This is a genomic window from Alkalibacillus aidingensis (assembly GCF_014595945.1).
Lineage (GTDB): Bacteria > Bacillota > Bacilli > Bacillales > Alkalibacillaceae > Alkalibacillus > Alkalibacillus aidingensis.
Window position 1 is genome coordinate 306976 of the sequence record NZ_JABXWU010000002.1, and the last position, 15893, is coordinate 322868.

Consider the following 15893-nt stretch of genomic DNA (forward strand, 5'->3'; position numbering starts at 1 on the left):
CCTACATTATACCAAAAGCTTGAGACGAGTTAACTATTAATAGCGAATTCCTTCTATTTAATATATTTTTTAGTTGAGATTTCTAGTTTTTGTTTCCAATTCCACTCACTAAAGGAAAATTAGCCACCACCCCGAGGAGTGATGACTAACTGTAATAATTATCCAAATAACCCTAGTAACCAAGGGGCTGCATAAAGAACCATGAACATCACGCCGTAGTTGACGCCATTCCTGTACAATAATCCAGCCACTAGAGCAACAAGCAACGTACCAAAAATATTAATAAAGCCAGCGTCCATGAAAGCTAGCATGACAACTAAACCAGCAAATAAGCCAATTAGTGCCTCGTGTGGAATGAACTTAAAGACAAAACCGACAATTTGTGGTGCGAACCTGATAATGATGTAATATGTGATCAGTAGTGCAACTGCCACACCAATGACGGTTACAATTAAGATTTCCGTTCCTGATAATAGATGGTGAATATTATTCTCGGGTGTGTACTCTGGAGGTGAGTTAAATAAACCGGCTGCTGGGCCAATAGCCATAGGTGAGAGTGGTAAGCCGATTGCGATTAGTGGAATTAAAGTACCCGCAATGTAGGACGCGTTAGTCACGCCATCCATCGTAGCAAGTGCTCTTGATGCTCGTTTGACCGGGTCTTTGATGTGTCTAGTAATAAATTCACCAATAAATACGGTCATCCCTACTGGTGTTAAGAAAAAGGTTAGTGTTCCCAAGACGCTACCTGCAGCAGAACTGCCTGCTTCTTTTCTATCTAATATTTTAAAAGGATTAGGAACACCTTCCTCTTTTTCCCCTTTTCTAATCTTAATATCTTTTTTATCTAAGAATGGTAGATTGTCTCTATGGTTTTTATTGATTAATTCAACTAAGGAAAAGACGATCGGTCCAATGGTGATCCCTAAGAAGAATGAGACAAAGACGGATGTATCACCCGGTATAATCTCCAATCCCCAATATAAATGCTGTAGTCCTTGTAATAGAATAGCAAATGGGACAATGACGAGTAATGATAGAATTTTATTTTTAGCTAATAAAGCCAGGAAAACGGCTCCTAATGTAAAGATCAGCCCTGAGTGTTCACTAATGACATCTGCATATGGCAGGATTAAACTAGCAACAATAAAACTTAATGGAACAGCGACCAGCGTCCCAATTACAGAACCAGATGACATCTTCTTTATCGATGTATTTGGGATGCCATGTTCTTTTAAAGTCATGGCGTGTTCGACCATTGGTGCTGACATGACCCCACCTGGAATCCCAGCAACGGCCACTGGAATCGAGTCGGTTAATTTTTTCGCAACAATGGCAGACATGAAAAATGCGACAATCACGTATGGTGAAAATCCAAGCAATACAAGTGCGATTGTCACCGGTGCAAGTACAGCGGTCTCATCTGTACCTGGCGCAATTCCAATCAATGTATACAGCCCAGCCCCTAAAACCGCTGCAATAATGACTTGAATAATTATGACCGGATCCATCACGACTCCTCCTCTTCTACATGTTCAACCACTCGTTTCGGTTTAATAATGATTGAACTAATAATAAAACCTAATACCCCACCGACGAGACCAAAAATAAGTGGTTGTGGATCATCTCCAGGTGCAATGATAAAGCCACCTAAAGCTAATGCCACACAAATGGCCATCGCGATCAACAGGTCTTTGAGGTTCACATTATCCCCCCAAATATCAACTAACGACTGTTTCTCTTGAGACATGGTTTCACACCCCTTTAATATGATTAACCTACGATTGTAGGCGTTCAACAATTTTCTTAATCGCATCAAATGTGAATGACTCTTCTTCAGCAGCAATTTTCACCACTTCATCCACTTGCTCAGGTTTAGCTCCAGCCATCGCGGCCATATTTCTAGCATGTAATTTCATATGACCCTTTTGAATTCCCTCAGTTGCTAATGCCTTCAACCCTGCAAAGTTCTGAGCCAACCCAATTGATGCGATAATGCCTGATAATTCCTCAGCTGTTTTGACGTTTAAAATCTTCGTCGCCGTCTTCGCTACTGGATGGGATTGTGTCGCCCCACCAACTAACCCGACTGCTAACGGTAACTCAATCGTGCCGACAATATCACCATTCTCGCCTCGCTCATAACGAGTTAATGGCTCATATGTTCCAGAGCGCGCGGCATAAGCGTGAGCTCCGGCCTCGATCGCACGCGTATCATTTCCTGTCGCTAATACAACTGCCGTTATTCCATTCATAACCCCTTTATTATGGGTCGTCGCACGGTACGGATCATTTGCCGCTAACTCGTATGCATAGATAAACCGATCAACCGCTTCTTGATCCCCATTGAACGGATCTTTAAATACAGCTCGTGCGCGAACAACACGACGGTCTGCCAAATTAGATAAAATTCTTAAAACAACTTGTCCCCCAGTAATCTTTTCAATTAACGGAGCACATGCCTCTGCCATCGTATTGACAGCATTCGCACCCATGGCATCTTTCGTATCAACGATTAAATGAGCCACAACCATTTTTTCATTTTTTTCATTGTCACCTTGAACCATTTTCACCTCTAGATCAATCGCTCCCCCACCAAAGGACACGAGTGTTGGGTCCTGCTCATTACAGAAAGCTAATAACTCCTCTTTCGCCTCATAAATCTTAGCCATCGCAAAATAAGGATCCTTAAGTCCGGTCACCTGAACCTGAGCTCTCATAATCGACCCGGAATAGGATGTATGAAATCCACCCACGTCATAAGTATATTTAGCCGCGTGACTGACAGCCGCAACAACAGATGGCTCCTCTGTGGCCATTGGAACGAGTACATCCTTTCCATTCACTTTGAAATTCACCGCCGTACCAATCGGAATCGGCAATGTCCCAATCACATTTTCAATCATGCGATCCGCTTGTTCTAAAGTGAATTTAGTTTCTCCTGTTAATATTTTTTGGTCGTCTTCAGACAGACCCACAAACTCCGCAACCTTCTTTAATCTCTCTTCCGGTGATTGTTGATAGAATTTTGAAATACGTGATGACATGTTGAATACCCCCATTGTAATATTGGAAACGCTTACAGATTTTTGATGAAAATAAGTTTCTTTTTATTCAACTTTGTTGAATTCAGTATATATCGAATTTTTTGTCATTTCAAGGTATTAAGTCGAAATATTTTATTATTTAGGTCAATTGGATATGTTATTGGATTGGAAAAATTGGCTTTGTCGCAAGATGCGAATTATTTGGGAATGAGTTTTATTCAACAAAGTTTCCTTGCTAGATTCTATTAGGTAGATGGTGAGGTTATGAGGGAAAACGAAAATTTAATCGATCTTTAGGAGATGTGAGGTGGTGGAAATGACTATTGAGGTGAGATTTTATTGAGCGATAACAACTTTTGGGGGGCTATCGTTAATGAGAGCGCTTCTCTTTGACCATACGCCCGGGTGTCGTCCTCCTACCGGCATTGAGAGCGCTTCTCTTTGACCATAGCGCCGGGCGTTGACCTCCTACCGGCATTGAGAGCGCTTCTCTTTGACCATACGCCCGGGTGTCGTCCTCCTACCGGACATTGAGATCGCTTCTCTTTGACCATAGCGCCCGGGTTTCGACCTCCTACCGGACATTGAGACCACTTCTCTTTGACCATAGCGCCGGGCAAAGGCCTCCTACCGGCATTGATCGCACGTCTATTGCGCATTTCACCTCAATTTTATGGACATTTTGGCAGTGAGACTGGTTTTAATTAACGATTTCACCCAATCGGAGTGCTTTTCCCAGTTCATCACATAGACGGATTCGACAAAATTCGGGAAGTGACAGGCACCCTAAAAATTCAATCGATAGACTTTTTTGGGGCGGCCTCTTCCGGTTGATTCTTCTCCAGCTGCTTCGGCTATGCCGACTCGTTCCATTTCGAATAGGACTCTTCTTGCGTTTCGTTCTGTGCTTTTGAGCCAGTTGGCTAGTTCGCTTGAGGTAACGTCATAGCGTTGATAGTGACTAGCTAATGATTCTATCTTTGATACAAGTGAAGCACTTAAATTAATATCCTTTAGCCGTTCACCCCAGTTGGTTGAGGAGCTTCGCAGTTGATATTGTAGGTTTTCGTCATCGGTATTATATTCAATCACATTTTTATCCTCATCAATAATGACAATGGATGCTTCCTCGTTTTCCCTTGCGTGGATAAAGGCACGTCTAACGTGTTCATCGGCTTCTAACACGGTGCGCCCATAACCAATACCAACTTGTACAGCCAGTTCACTAGTGGATTGCATATCCTCAATCAATTTAAAGGGCGAGTGTAATTTTTGGAATAACTCGATTTCCCCCTTGGTCGTGTAAATGTAATAGAGTCCTTTACCGAGATTAACCAATGATCCATTAATTTTTTCCACAAAATCTAGTAAAATCCGATTCAACTCTAGTTCTTGTCTCATCAATTTGAATGATTGTACCGATCCTTCTTTATTTTCGGGAGAGATCACTTCGACACCGAAGATAACCAGTTGTTTCTTTTCAAATTGCCTTGCATGTGCTCGTTCACGAATATGACTAAGTGCAGTCATCACGGATAGTTCTGACTGTGAGACTCGGTAAGCTGGAACACCTCTTCGTCTTAACTCCATATAGGCTGATTTAATACAGGTTAGTGCTACTTCTGTTTGACCGGACTGATATAGGGATTGATGGAAATTCACCATCTCCTCTGAAGGAACATAGGTCTGCGGGGCCTTTGTTTTGAGTTCAATACTCTGTAAGGCATAAGAATCCTTAACTTGTTTTAACTGATCTTCACCGATTGAGTCGAGACTGACCCGTTTGATAACCTTTCCTTCTTTAATATTCGCCTCAAGTAACGTCCCAAAGAGGCTTGTCCCATGTAACTTGGCATAGCTGCCTTTCTTTTCCTTAATCAGTCCCTTTTCAATGGCAAAATGATAAGGGACGGGCCCTGAGAAAAACCATAAGTCTACACGGTTTTGATTAGAAAGAATAAGCTGTTCGGTTTCTTCAGTTCGTTCATAGACTAATGGAATCAACTTAAGGTCTCCAAATGCTTCACCAACGTCCAACACTTTTTCCACAGAGTCCTCTGGTCCCACGACACCGATTTTAATCATGATTTATTCACCTGCTTCGGTTTTTAAATAGTTAGCTAATACCTTTGTCCCATTCAGCAAATCCTCAAGGCTAGAAAATTCTTCTGGATGGTGGCTCAATCCGTCTTCGCACGGAATAAAAATTAATCCCGATGGCCACTTCGACTGCATGTTCATCACATCGTGACCTGCTCCACTGCTCATCACTATCGACTTCATGCCGACTTCATCACTAATGGCCTTTAAGCTAGTTTGCATCTGTTCATCTAATAGGACTGAGGCATTATTGACTAAAGTCTCTACTTCTATAGTAACATGAGATTCCCCTTCAATTTCTTTACATTTATGATAAATTTCACTGGCAACTGTCTCTTTCAAATCGTCGCGAACACTGCGTATATCAATACCCAGCTCAACTTCACCTGGTATCACATTCATAGAGTTAGGTGCCAAGTCAACTGTACTTACCGTTGCAACGACAGCTTCAGAATTCTCCTCATTCAGCTTTTTCGCCGTCTCATTGGCAAAGTTAACTAATGGGGCAATTGCTACAAAAGCATCCTGACGTTTGTTCATAGGGGTAGTACCAGTATGACCGGCTTTACCTTTAACCACTACTTTCAAACGGATTGGACATGCAATCGCATTAACCACTCCATAGTGAGCGCCACTTTCTTCTATATGTGTCCCTTGTTCAATGTGTAATTCAACAAAACTCTTCAGCTCATCTTCACCGCGTTCTGCGTGTTGAAAACGCTCCCAATTGAAGCCACATTCATTTACAGCCTGCTCAATAGAGATCCCCTCTCCATCACAAACAGAACCAATCGTAGGGTCCAATTGTCCACTCATCGCTTTACTACCTATCGTCGAAATGCCAAATCTCGCCGACTCTTCAGAACGAAAATTGATGACTTCAATGGTGTGCTTAGGTTGAAATCCTTCCTCTTTCAACTGTTTAACCGCGGCTAATGAGCAAAGCACACCTGCTACCCCATCGTAACCTCCACCCTGGTGCACGGTATCTAAATGTGACCCGGTTGCAACGACAGGTAAATCTGGGTCACTTCCAGTCCAAGAGGCCATCACATTACCGGCAGAGTCACACCGAACGGTTAAGCCAAGTTCCTCAGCTATTCGCTCAAACTGGTTAATCGCTTCACCTTCACGAGCTGAATAGCCTAACCGGGTGAATCCTTGTTCCTGTTCCATCGAGTCAACTAAATTAAGTACATGAAGTTGTTCTTCGATCCAGTTCTGCATCTCTTGATCATCTCCTTAACTTTTACTTATTTCAATGATTGTCTGTAAAAATGCTTCAATCGCTACTGGTAAAGTTCGTTCATCAAAGTCAAACCGTGGGTGATGATGCCCAGCAGCTAATGGTGAGGGGACGATCGTAAAGGTAGCTTTCCCTCCACCTTGTTGAACGTGGTCGATCATAAAGGTAACGTCTTCTGAAGCCCCTAGTGGAACGTTGGGGACAACATTCTTAACATAACGTCCATCTTGTACTGCACGTTCGACTAGTGACATGACTTCCTCATCACAGGCCACATTAATCGCTTTTCCTTTTACTTCGATGTTGGTTTCAACGTTATAAAGCTGTCCAGTTGCTTGAACGATACGCCTAGCTTCTTCTTCCATATAACGATCAAGTACAGTCGTTTCTCCTCTAGTTTCAAATTCAATCTTTCCGTAATCGGCAATAATATTTCGTCCACTGCCTGCACGAATCGTTCCGACATTAATGCGAGTGGTTCCATCTTTATGGCGAGTAATTCCGTTTAGATGTAAACTCGTAGCCGAAGCTGCCAATAATGCATTCTGTCCTTCATTTGGCTCTAAACCTGCGTGTGCCGATTTCCCACGAAACTCAGCATCCATCTTAGTACTCGCCAAAAATTGACTCGATGACAATCCTAACGTTCCAACCGGTAGATCCTTAACCCCAACGTGACTACTTAAAAAGTAATCGACTTTGTCTAACCAACCTTGATCGACTATGGCCTTTGCTCCGCGCCCTCCTTCCTCAGCAGGCTGGAAAATTAATGTATATGTACCGGTTAACTTATCTTGTTGCTCATGAATAAATTGAGCAACTTGAAGACCTATCGTAATATGTGCGTCATGACCACAAGCGTGCATCTCATCACTATGTGTCGAGTGAAAGCCTTCACGATGTGGAAGATGTTCTTCATCTTTAGATTCCGTAATCGGCAACCCATCAATATCAAATCGTAAAGCGACATGCTTTCCTTCTCGGCCTGTATCCAAACGCGCCACCACACCAGTCATTCCAGAGCTGATCATATCTAAAAATTCATCAGGAACACCAAACTTTTTCGCACGCTCCTGGCTGTTAAAGAGAACAGATGGATCTGGAACTCCTAATCTCGTATCTGCTTTCATCACATCTTCACCGAGAAATAAATCAAAACTCAAACCCTTTAACTGCTGATAGATTTGGTAAGTCGTGATATATTCAGTAAAACCTACTTCAGGCACACGGTGAAACATTCGGCGTTGTTTATACATTTCATCTTCATTTTGATTGATAAATTCCTGAACCTGGTCTTTCAAGAAAACCCTCCTCTTCTAGTCGTTATTTAACTTTCTCAGTGCGTTAATAGCCACTTCCGTCATTAAATTAACACCATATTCAAGTGCGGATTCATCTAGTTTAAAACGTGGATCATGCAAAGGCTTTTGCTCATCACCCACTCTGACTCCTAACCAATAGTAAACACCAGGATACCGTTCTAAAAAGCGACCAAAATCTTCGCCTCCTAAGCTAGGATTGACATCAGGTGCACTTGCTTGCCCATACTTCTCTGTGACCACTTCTTTAATATGATGGGCCCAATCATCTGTATTCACGGTTGCAGGATATCCATCTAAGTATTCAAGTTCGACTTCTGCTCCCATTGATTTCACGACGTACTGTACTAAATCATAAAAACGTTCCTTTAAAATCTGCTTCGTTTCGCTTGTAGAACTCCTTAATGTCCCTTCAATCGTTGCTTCATCTGCAATGACGTTATAACGATAACCACTTTCCACCTTACCGACTGTGATCACCGCTTGATTAGCTGGGTCCACGTTTCGGCTAACAATCGTCTGTAAAGCTTGAATCACTTGAGTTGCGACAACGATTGCATCTACTGTTTGGTGTGGCATAGATGCATGACCACCTGATCCCTTAATCGTTAATTTAAATCGATCTGAATTACCCATCATCGCTCCGGGTAAGACACCAAACTGACCGACTTCTAGGTCTGGCCACACATGCTGAGCAATCATGACATCTGGCTCATATTCAGCAAATACACCATCATCTAACATCTTAAGAGCACCACCTGCAGGAGCATTTTCCTCAGCAGGCTGAAACAAGAGTAAGACTGTCCCTTCAAGCTCAGCTTTACGATTATTCAATTCTTTACCTACCCCGATTAACATCGCAGTATGAGCATCATGACCACAGGCATGCATCACACCAGGTTCAGTTGATTGAAAAGAAAGATCATTCTTTTCTTCAACTGGTAGCGCATCAATATCGGCTCTTAGACAAACCGTTTTCCCCGGCTTTTCCCCTTCAATCACTCCTAATACTCCCGTCTTTGCAAAGCCAGACTTAAATGGAATCCCGTACTTGGATAAATATGTTTGGATCGTTTCAGATGTTTGAAACTCCTCTTCACTTAACTCTGGATATTGATGTAAATGACGACGTAGTTCAATCACTTCTTCGATTAGTGATTGGTCAACATTTATACTCATGATCAATCCAGCTCCCTTCTGTTTGACTCTATGAAGCTTTATTCCCTTAAGTACTAAATCTTACACCGACGCTTCTTCCATGAATATCTCGCTGGATCAATGTCCATATGAGAATACATTGGAAAGGCACCTCACATGGAGATGCCTTAATCAACATTGCTACCATTATTTATAAAGGGGGTAATGGCACGCAGCATGATGATTTTCTCTATGTTCTTCCAAGCTTGGCGCCTTCTCACGACAAATCTCCTGAGCAAAAGGACATCTCGTATGAAAGGCACAGCCACTTGGCGGGTTCGCAGGATTTGGCAGATCACCTTCTAATGGTTGATAATTTGAGCGCAGACTTGGGTGATCGACCGGAATGGATTTTAATAACGCCTCTGTATAAGGGTGAAGAGCACCAGCAAATAATTGATCACGGTCAGTAATCTCAACGATTTTCCCTAAATACATCACGGCAATCCGGTCACTAATATTACGTACAGCTGGTAAACCGTGCGCGATAAAAACTAACGTTAAGTTAAACTCTCTTTGAAGTTTTTTAAGCAAATTAAGAATCTGTGCCTGAATGGAGACATCTAGAGCCGATACTGGTTCATCACAGATAATCAGCTTCGGCTTTAACGCCAAGGCACGTGCAATACCAATTCTCTGTCTTTGCCCACCACTGAATTCGTGGGGATATCGCTTCAATTGTTCTTGATTCAAGCCAACCACTTCTAAGAGCTCAACGACTTCGTTTCTTATTTCCTTTTTAGTCTTAGACGTATGAATTTTAAGTGGTTCACCAATCAATTCTTCTACGGTCATCCGTGGATTGAGCGAAGCAAACGGGTCTTGGAAAATAACCTGGATATCCTTACGCATTTCACGTAATTCTTTCTTATTCATGGCCGTTAGATCTTTACCCATGAAAGTTACTGAACCTTCCGTTGGCTTCATGAGTCCTAACAGCATTTCCCCCGTTGTTGACTTCCCACAACCGGATTCACCGACAATTCCTAAGGTCTCTCCTTCATAAATCGTTACGTCGACGCCATCGACAGCTTTTACATTTGATATCTCTTTTTTAAAATAACCCTTTTTCACTTGGAAGTGTTTCTTTAAGCCTTTTACTTCCATTAGGACATCAGCTGATGGTGCTTCGCTCGTGTTCGTCATGCTTCACGCCTCCTTCTGTATGGAAACAACGCTTGAAATGTTGTGGTGTTGTTTCTTCTAGTTGTGGATGCACTTGTTTACATAGATCAGTCGCAATCGGACACCTTGGATGGAACTTACATCCTGTTGGCATCTCTGAAGGAGTCGGAACCGATCCTTTAATTGCCCCTAACTCTTCTACTGGACCTGTCATTTTCGGAACTGATGCAAGGAGTCCCTTTGTATAAGGATGAACCGGATGATTGAAGATCTCATCAACAGTTGCTTCTTCAACGACCTCACCACCATACATGACAACAACACGATCAGCGACTTCAGCGACAACCCCTAAATCATGAGTGATCAATATAACGCCTGTGTTCAATTCATCCTTTAATTCTTTCATTAAATTTAAGATTTGAGCTTGAATAGTCACATCCAGTGCTGTTGTTGGCTCATCAGCAATTAACAGCTTGGGATTACACGATAGAGCCATCGCGATCATCACACGCTGCCTCATACCTCCAGATAATTGGTGGGGAAATTGTTTTAGAACACGTTCTGGCTCTGGAATTCCGACTAAATCTAGCATCGTAACCGCTTGTTGTATGGACTCTGTCTTGTCTAATTTCTGGTGTAGTCTAATCACTTCAATCATTTGATTACCGATTGTAAACACCGGGTTAAGTGATGTCATCGGTTCTTGGAAAATCATTGAAATTTCATTACCACGTAGCTTTCTCATCTGTGAGCGTTTCATCTTGGTTAGATCTTCACCCTGTAAACGAATGGACCCATCATAGACCTCACCTGGGGCTGGTACTAAACCTAAGATAGATAAGGAGGTCATACTTTTACCAGATCCTGACTCACCAACGACAGCTACTGTTTCCCCTTCATGAACCTGAAACGAAACGCCATTCACAGGAGAAACCACTCCTTCATCAGAGCGAAATCGAACTCTAAGGTCTTCTATCTCTAACAATGGTTCAGACATCATTATTACCTCACTTTCTATCAATCAATCATTCTACTTCGTTTTCGGGTCTAGTACATCACGTAACCAGTCACCTAAGAAGATAATCCCAAGAACCGTGATCGTAATGGCTAAGCCTGGGAAAGTCGCAACCCACCAGCTTGTCGCCAAATAATCCCTACCATCACTAAGCATCAATCCCCAAGAAACATCGGGTGATTGAATCCCTAAACCAAGGAAGCTTAACGATGACTCTAAGATGATTGTCGTTGCCACATTCAATGTCGCGATGACAATAAATGAAGAAATAACATTCGGCAATATATATTTAGAAATAATTCGCATATCATTGGCCCCAATGGCACGAGCCGATTTGACATAATCACGTTCTTTAATACTCAACGTTTCACTGCGAACCATCCGCGCATAAATAACCCAGGTCGTGACACCAAGCACCAGGATAATGGCCGGTAAACTTGTGCCAATAACGGCAAGAATGATCAACATAAATAAAATGTTAGGAATGGCTAAAAATGAGTCAACTAGTCTCATAATCACCTGATCAATCCATTTACCGTAGTAACCAGATATCAAACCAAGCGATAGACCAATTGCACCTGCGACAATCACGGAACTAATCCCAACTAATAGTGAAACCTGTGAACCTATGATAATTCTACTTAAAATGTCTCTACCTAAGTTATCAGTTCCTAGGATATATTCACTTGACCCACCATCCATCCAAAAAGGTGGGATCAGGCGGTCCGCAACATTAGTTTCACTATGGCTATGTGGAACAATAAGATCAGCAAAAATAGCCATCAATATGACGGATACCACAATCAATAATCCGACTGTGCCTGTCTTACTTTTGAGTAGCTGCTTGATCCACTTTTTGCTTTGACTGGATGATGTTTTAGCAGAGTGATTATTAACATCAAGCGCTTGTTCATTAGGTTGTTCTGTTTTAGTTACCATTTGGTGTCACCTCCTTAGTCGTCATACTTAATTCTCGGATCTAAATAACGGTAGGTTAAATCCGCCATCAAGTTACTTAAAATGACTAGAATTGCTATAATAAACGTCGCAGCTTGAACGATAGCCATATCCCTAGCATTAACTGCTTGGACTAACAATTGCCCCATTCCTGGCCACGAGAAAACCGTTTCTGTAATCAGTGTCCCACCGATTAATGTAGCAGTTTGTAAAGCCATAATCGTCACAACCGGGATTAAGGCGTTACGAAGGGCATGTTTATTAACGACAACCGTTTCAAGCAACCCTTTACTTCGTGCCGTTCGGATATATTCAGCCCCTAAAACTTCTAACATACTTGAGCGAATAAGCCTAGTCATCTCAGCTGCAATCGCCGTTCCTAGTGTGATAGAAGGCAAGACTAAGTGCATGATCGTTCCTGAACCAGAAACCGGGAAAATACTAATATGAACCGCAAATAATAGAATCAGCATAATTCCTAGCCAAAAGTTCGGCATCGCTTTTCCTAAAACGGAGCTTCCAGTAATAACAACATCAATGAACGTATTTCGTTTAATTGCTGAATAAATTCCAGCAGGTACAGCAATCAACGTTGCTACCACCATAGAGGAAATAGCTAAAGTAAAACTAGCAGGTAATCTTTCTAGTACAATTTCTAGTGCAGGCTCATTGTATTTATAGGAATCTCCAAAATTACCACGAACCACATCAGCCATATAATTTAAATATTGTATGTAGACAGGGTCATTTAATCCCATCGAGTTTCTTAAATCTTCTCTTTGTTGATCGGTTGCTGTTTCTGGGAGCATAAGGGATACAGGATCACCAGTCAGTCGAACCAAGAAGAACACGATAAATGAAATGATAAATAATACAGGAATAATTTTGATCACACTCGTTAGAAAAAACCTCATATTCCCCGCTCCTCCTTCAATTTACTTAAACCAGCCATTTATTAAGATTAAAAGCTGTCTGCAAAAACTAGTTCCACAGACAGCCTTTAAAATCTTCCGGCCAACTGCCTCTCACTCGTTGGCGTTAACCTCTAATAAAAGGGGGTTAAAACATATCTATCAATTAGTTTTTAGAAATGTCATCTACATAGAACATCTCATCTAAGCGTGGCTCAAAGTCAACGTTCTCTTGTAAACCATACACAGAATCAATTTGGTATAAATAGATTTGTGGACGATCCTCAGCAATCAATTCTTGAGCTTTTTGGTACTGCTCAATACGCTCTTCAGGATCCATATTGCTTTCTGCCTCTAACAGAAGCTCTTCAACTTCTTCATTGATATAATCAGTTTCACCTTCGTTTTGCTCTTGTGTTAAACGATCTAGAGCTAACGCAGCATCAAACATTGAGTTACCGTAAGCGATCATGAACATTTCATCGAACCCTTTTTCACCATAAGTCTCAACATAAGAACTCCACTCTCTTATATCTAAATCAACGGTAATGCCAACTTCCCCAAGCATAGCTTGAATTAATTCAGCTGTTTCACGGTCTTTTAAGTAACGACCACTAGGTGAACTAAAGGTAATTTCTACACCATCACCATATCCCGCTTCATCTAGCAATTCGCGAGCACGGTCTGGGTCGTATTGACTCTCACCATATAAATCTTCATTCGCACCTGTGTTACCTGGAGTAACTCGTGTACGCGTTGTTGTAGCAGCACCTTCATATAAACTATCAACAATCGCTTCACTATCAATAGCTAATTCAATAGCTTCTCTTACCTTAGGATCTCCCGTAACTTCCTCTTCTGCTGTACGTAAGATCAACATCATGACACGCTGTGATGGACTATCAGCTAGCTTGACACTTTCCTCACCTTCAATACGCTCCCAATCCTCAGGAGGTATGTTAGTTGCGATGTCTACTCCGTCTGTAAGTAATTCAGAAACACGTGTTGAATCCTCTGGAATGGCTCTAAAGGTAACCTTGTCCCACTGTGGTTCACCTTCAAAGTAATCATTAAATGGAACTAACACCACGCGATCATCTCTTACCCACTCGTCAAACTGGTAAGGACCCGTGCCAATTGGATCTTCTAAAAACCCTTCAAAACCAACTTCATCAATATATTCAGAAGGAAGCATACCTGAACCAAGACGTGATAAACGGTTTAATAAGGCAGGCTCTGGATTTTCTGTTACAATCTCAACTTCATGATCGCCTAAAACGTTCACTTCGACGATCTGATTATAGTTACCATACTCTAGTAATGAGTCATCATTAGCGACTCTCTCTAACGTATACTTCACATCCTCAGCAGTGAAGTCTTCACCATTATGGAATTGAACATCATCACGAAGGGTGAAATGCCAAGTCGTATCATCAACTGTCTCCCAATCCTCTGCTAAATCACCAACAAAGCCACCCTCACCATCTGTACGAACTAAGTAGTTAAACATATTGACATGAATAGCCTCTGTAGACGTATTATTATGGTCGTGAATATCCAATGTCACCATGTCAGCGCCGTTTGCAATCACTAATTCATTATCGTCCGGCTCCTCTTGTTGTGCCTCTCCATCATCTCCTGAACTACCTGCATCAGGATCTTCAATCTCAGAACTATCTGGATTACAAGCGACTAAAGCAAAAATAAATACAAGCAAAGATAAGACTAACCAACTCATCCTGAATTTCATGTTTAATTTCCTCCCTATTTTGTATTCTCTTCTATGTATTGAAGAGCGAATTTAGATAACATAGCAGAACCGTAAGGCAATGCCTCTTCATCAATATCGAAACTAGGATGGTGTCCTGGATAGCGCGTCATCTCATCATTTCCGACACCTAATCGGAAGAAGATTGACGGTACCTTTTCGGTATAAAAGGCAAAATCCTCCCCACCTAATCCTGATTTCTCTCGTGTACAATGTCCTTCACCCAAGACTTGATCAGCCACTCTTTCTACCACATCCCTTAGGCTAAAGTCATTTAAAATCGATGGGAACAGATACTGATAATCAAGATCATAACTCGCACCAAATGCTGAAGTAACCCCATTGATCACCTGTTCCATTTTCTTCGGAATTTCTAGGCGAACGTCCGGATTTAACGTTCGAACCGTCCCCGTCATTTTGACAGAAGGGGCGATCACGTTACTGGCTGTTCCACCTTCAATCGTGCCAATTGTAATAACAGCTGCATCATTCGGTGCCACTTGACGGCTGACAATTTGCTGAATCGATGAAATAACTTCACTCGTCACTCCAATCGAATCTACTGTTTGGTGAGGGTGTGCAGCATGACCACCACTCCCCTTTACTTCAATCGTAAAGAAATCAGCCGAGCCACAACCGACACGATCCTCAGTAACGGTAATACTTCCGGTGTCGATACCCGTATTCACATGCAACCCGGCCATCACATCAACATCCGGATTCTCTAAGCAACCTGCTTCAATCATCGCAGCAGCACCACCGCGACCCTCTTCTGCCGGTTGGAAAACAAATTTGATATTTCCATGGTTAAGACCTTGCTTAGAAAGAACGGTTGCCGCACCCATTAAAATAGCGGTATGAGCATCATGGCCACAAGCGTGCATCTTCCCATCAACCGTTGAGCGATAAGGGGCATCGGACTGTTCATGAATCGGTAAAGCATCCATATCCGCTCTTAATCCTACAGTTGGTCCTGGATTTTCCCCACGAAGTAATGCGATTACGCCAGTTCCAGCCACGTCACGATCCACTTCTAAACCAAGCGTCTCCAAGTAATCGGCAACAATTTTAGATGTTCGTTTCTCTTCAAATCCCAACTCTGGGTGCTGGTGAAAATCCCTTCTCCAGCTAGTTAACTGCTCTTGTAGTTTTTGTGCTTCCTGCAATAATTCATTTTGAGAAATCGTTTGTCCCAAGTAACTCCCCCC

At 42.1% G+C, this 15893-nt stretch carries 13 protein-coding genes; all 13 read right to left on the reverse strand.

What is annotated here, in order from left to right:
* Positions 1 to 158: 158 nt before the first annotated feature.
* Entirely contained in the window at positions 159 to 1511 is a 1353-nt protein-coding gene (locus HWQ49_RS06635) for a tripartite tricarboxylate transporter permease (RefSeq protein WP_188206821.1), read from the reverse strand.
* Positions 1511 to 1750 carry a hypothetical protein gene (locus tag HWQ49_RS06640; protein ID WP_188206822.1) on the reverse strand — a complete coding sequence of 80 codons (240 nt, stop codon included), beginning with the start codon at positions 1748 to 1750 and terminating at the stop codon, positions 1511 to 1513. The genes HWQ49_RS06635 and HWQ49_RS06640 overlap by 1 nt, the downstream gene beginning before the upstream one ends.
* A 28-nt stretch (positions 1751 to 1778) precedes the next feature.
* On the reverse strand, positions 1779 to 3047 hold the full coding sequence (locus HWQ49_RS06645) for a hydroxymethylglutaryl-CoA reductase, degradative (RefSeq protein ID WP_188206823.1): 1269 nt from the start codon (positions 3045 to 3047) through the stop codon (positions 1779 to 1781).
* 786 nt (positions 3048 to 3833) lie between these two features.
* Positions 3834 to 5132: a helix-turn-helix domain-containing protein gene (locus tag HWQ49_RS06650; protein WP_188206824.1), complete on the reverse strand. Its 1299-nt coding sequence runs from the start codon at positions 5130 to 5132 to the stop codon at positions 3834 to 3836.
* 3 nt (positions 5133 to 5135) lie between these two features.
* Positions 5136 to 6374 carry a M20 family metallo-hydrolase gene (locus HWQ49_RS06655; RefSeq protein WP_188206825.1) on the reverse strand — a complete coding sequence of 413 codons (1239 nt, stop codon included), beginning with the start codon at positions 6372 to 6374 and terminating at the stop codon, positions 5136 to 5138.
* Between the two features lie 15 nt (positions 6375 to 6389).
* Positions 6390 to 7694, reverse strand: a complete 1305-nt coding sequence (locus tag HWQ49_RS06660) for an amidohydrolase (RefSeq protein WP_188206826.1) — start codon at positions 7692 to 7694, stop codon at positions 6390 to 6392.
* Between the two features lie 15 nt (positions 7695 to 7709).
* A complete protein-coding gene (locus HWQ49_RS06665) occupies positions 7710 to 8891 on the reverse strand; it encodes a M20 metallopeptidase family protein (protein ID WP_188206827.1) in 1182 nt (393 codons plus the stop codon).
* A gap of 165 nt (positions 8892 to 9056) precedes the next feature.
* Positions 9057 to 10055 carry an ABC transporter ATP-binding protein gene (locus HWQ49_RS06670; RefSeq protein ID WP_188206828.1) on the reverse strand — a complete coding sequence of 333 codons (999 nt, stop codon included), beginning with the start codon at positions 10053 to 10055 and terminating at the stop codon, positions 9057 to 9059.
* Complete coding sequence (locus HWQ49_RS06675) at positions 10024 to 11031, reverse strand: ABC transporter ATP-binding protein (protein ID WP_188206829.1); 1008 nt, start codon at positions 11029 to 11031, stop codon at positions 10024 to 10026. Before HWQ49_RS06675 ends, HWQ49_RS06670 begins: the two co-directional genes overlap by 32 nt.
* Before the next feature lie 33 nt (positions 11032 to 11064).
* A complete protein-coding gene (locus HWQ49_RS06680; protein WP_188206830.1) occupies positions 11065 to 11988 on the reverse strand; it encodes an ABC transporter permease in 924 nt (307 codons plus the stop codon).
* Between the two features lie 14 nt (positions 11989 to 12002).
* On the reverse strand, positions 12003 to 12920 hold the full coding sequence (locus tag HWQ49_RS06685; RefSeq protein ID WP_188206831.1) for an ABC transporter permease: 918 nt from the start codon (positions 12918 to 12920) through the stop codon (positions 12003 to 12005).
* Between the two features lie 163 nt (positions 12921 to 13083).
* Positions 13084 to 14667 carry an ABC transporter substrate-binding protein gene (locus tag HWQ49_RS06690; RefSeq protein ID WP_188206832.1) on the reverse strand — a complete coding sequence of 528 codons (1584 nt, stop codon included), beginning with the start codon at positions 14665 to 14667 and terminating at the stop codon, positions 13084 to 13086.
* 14 nt (positions 14668 to 14681) lie between these two features.
* Positions 14682 to 15881: a M20 metallopeptidase family protein gene (locus HWQ49_RS06695; RefSeq protein WP_223155047.1), complete on the reverse strand. Its 1200-nt coding sequence runs from the start codon at positions 15879 to 15881 to the stop codon at positions 14682 to 14684.
* Positions 15882 to 15893 lie beyond the last annotated feature (12 nt).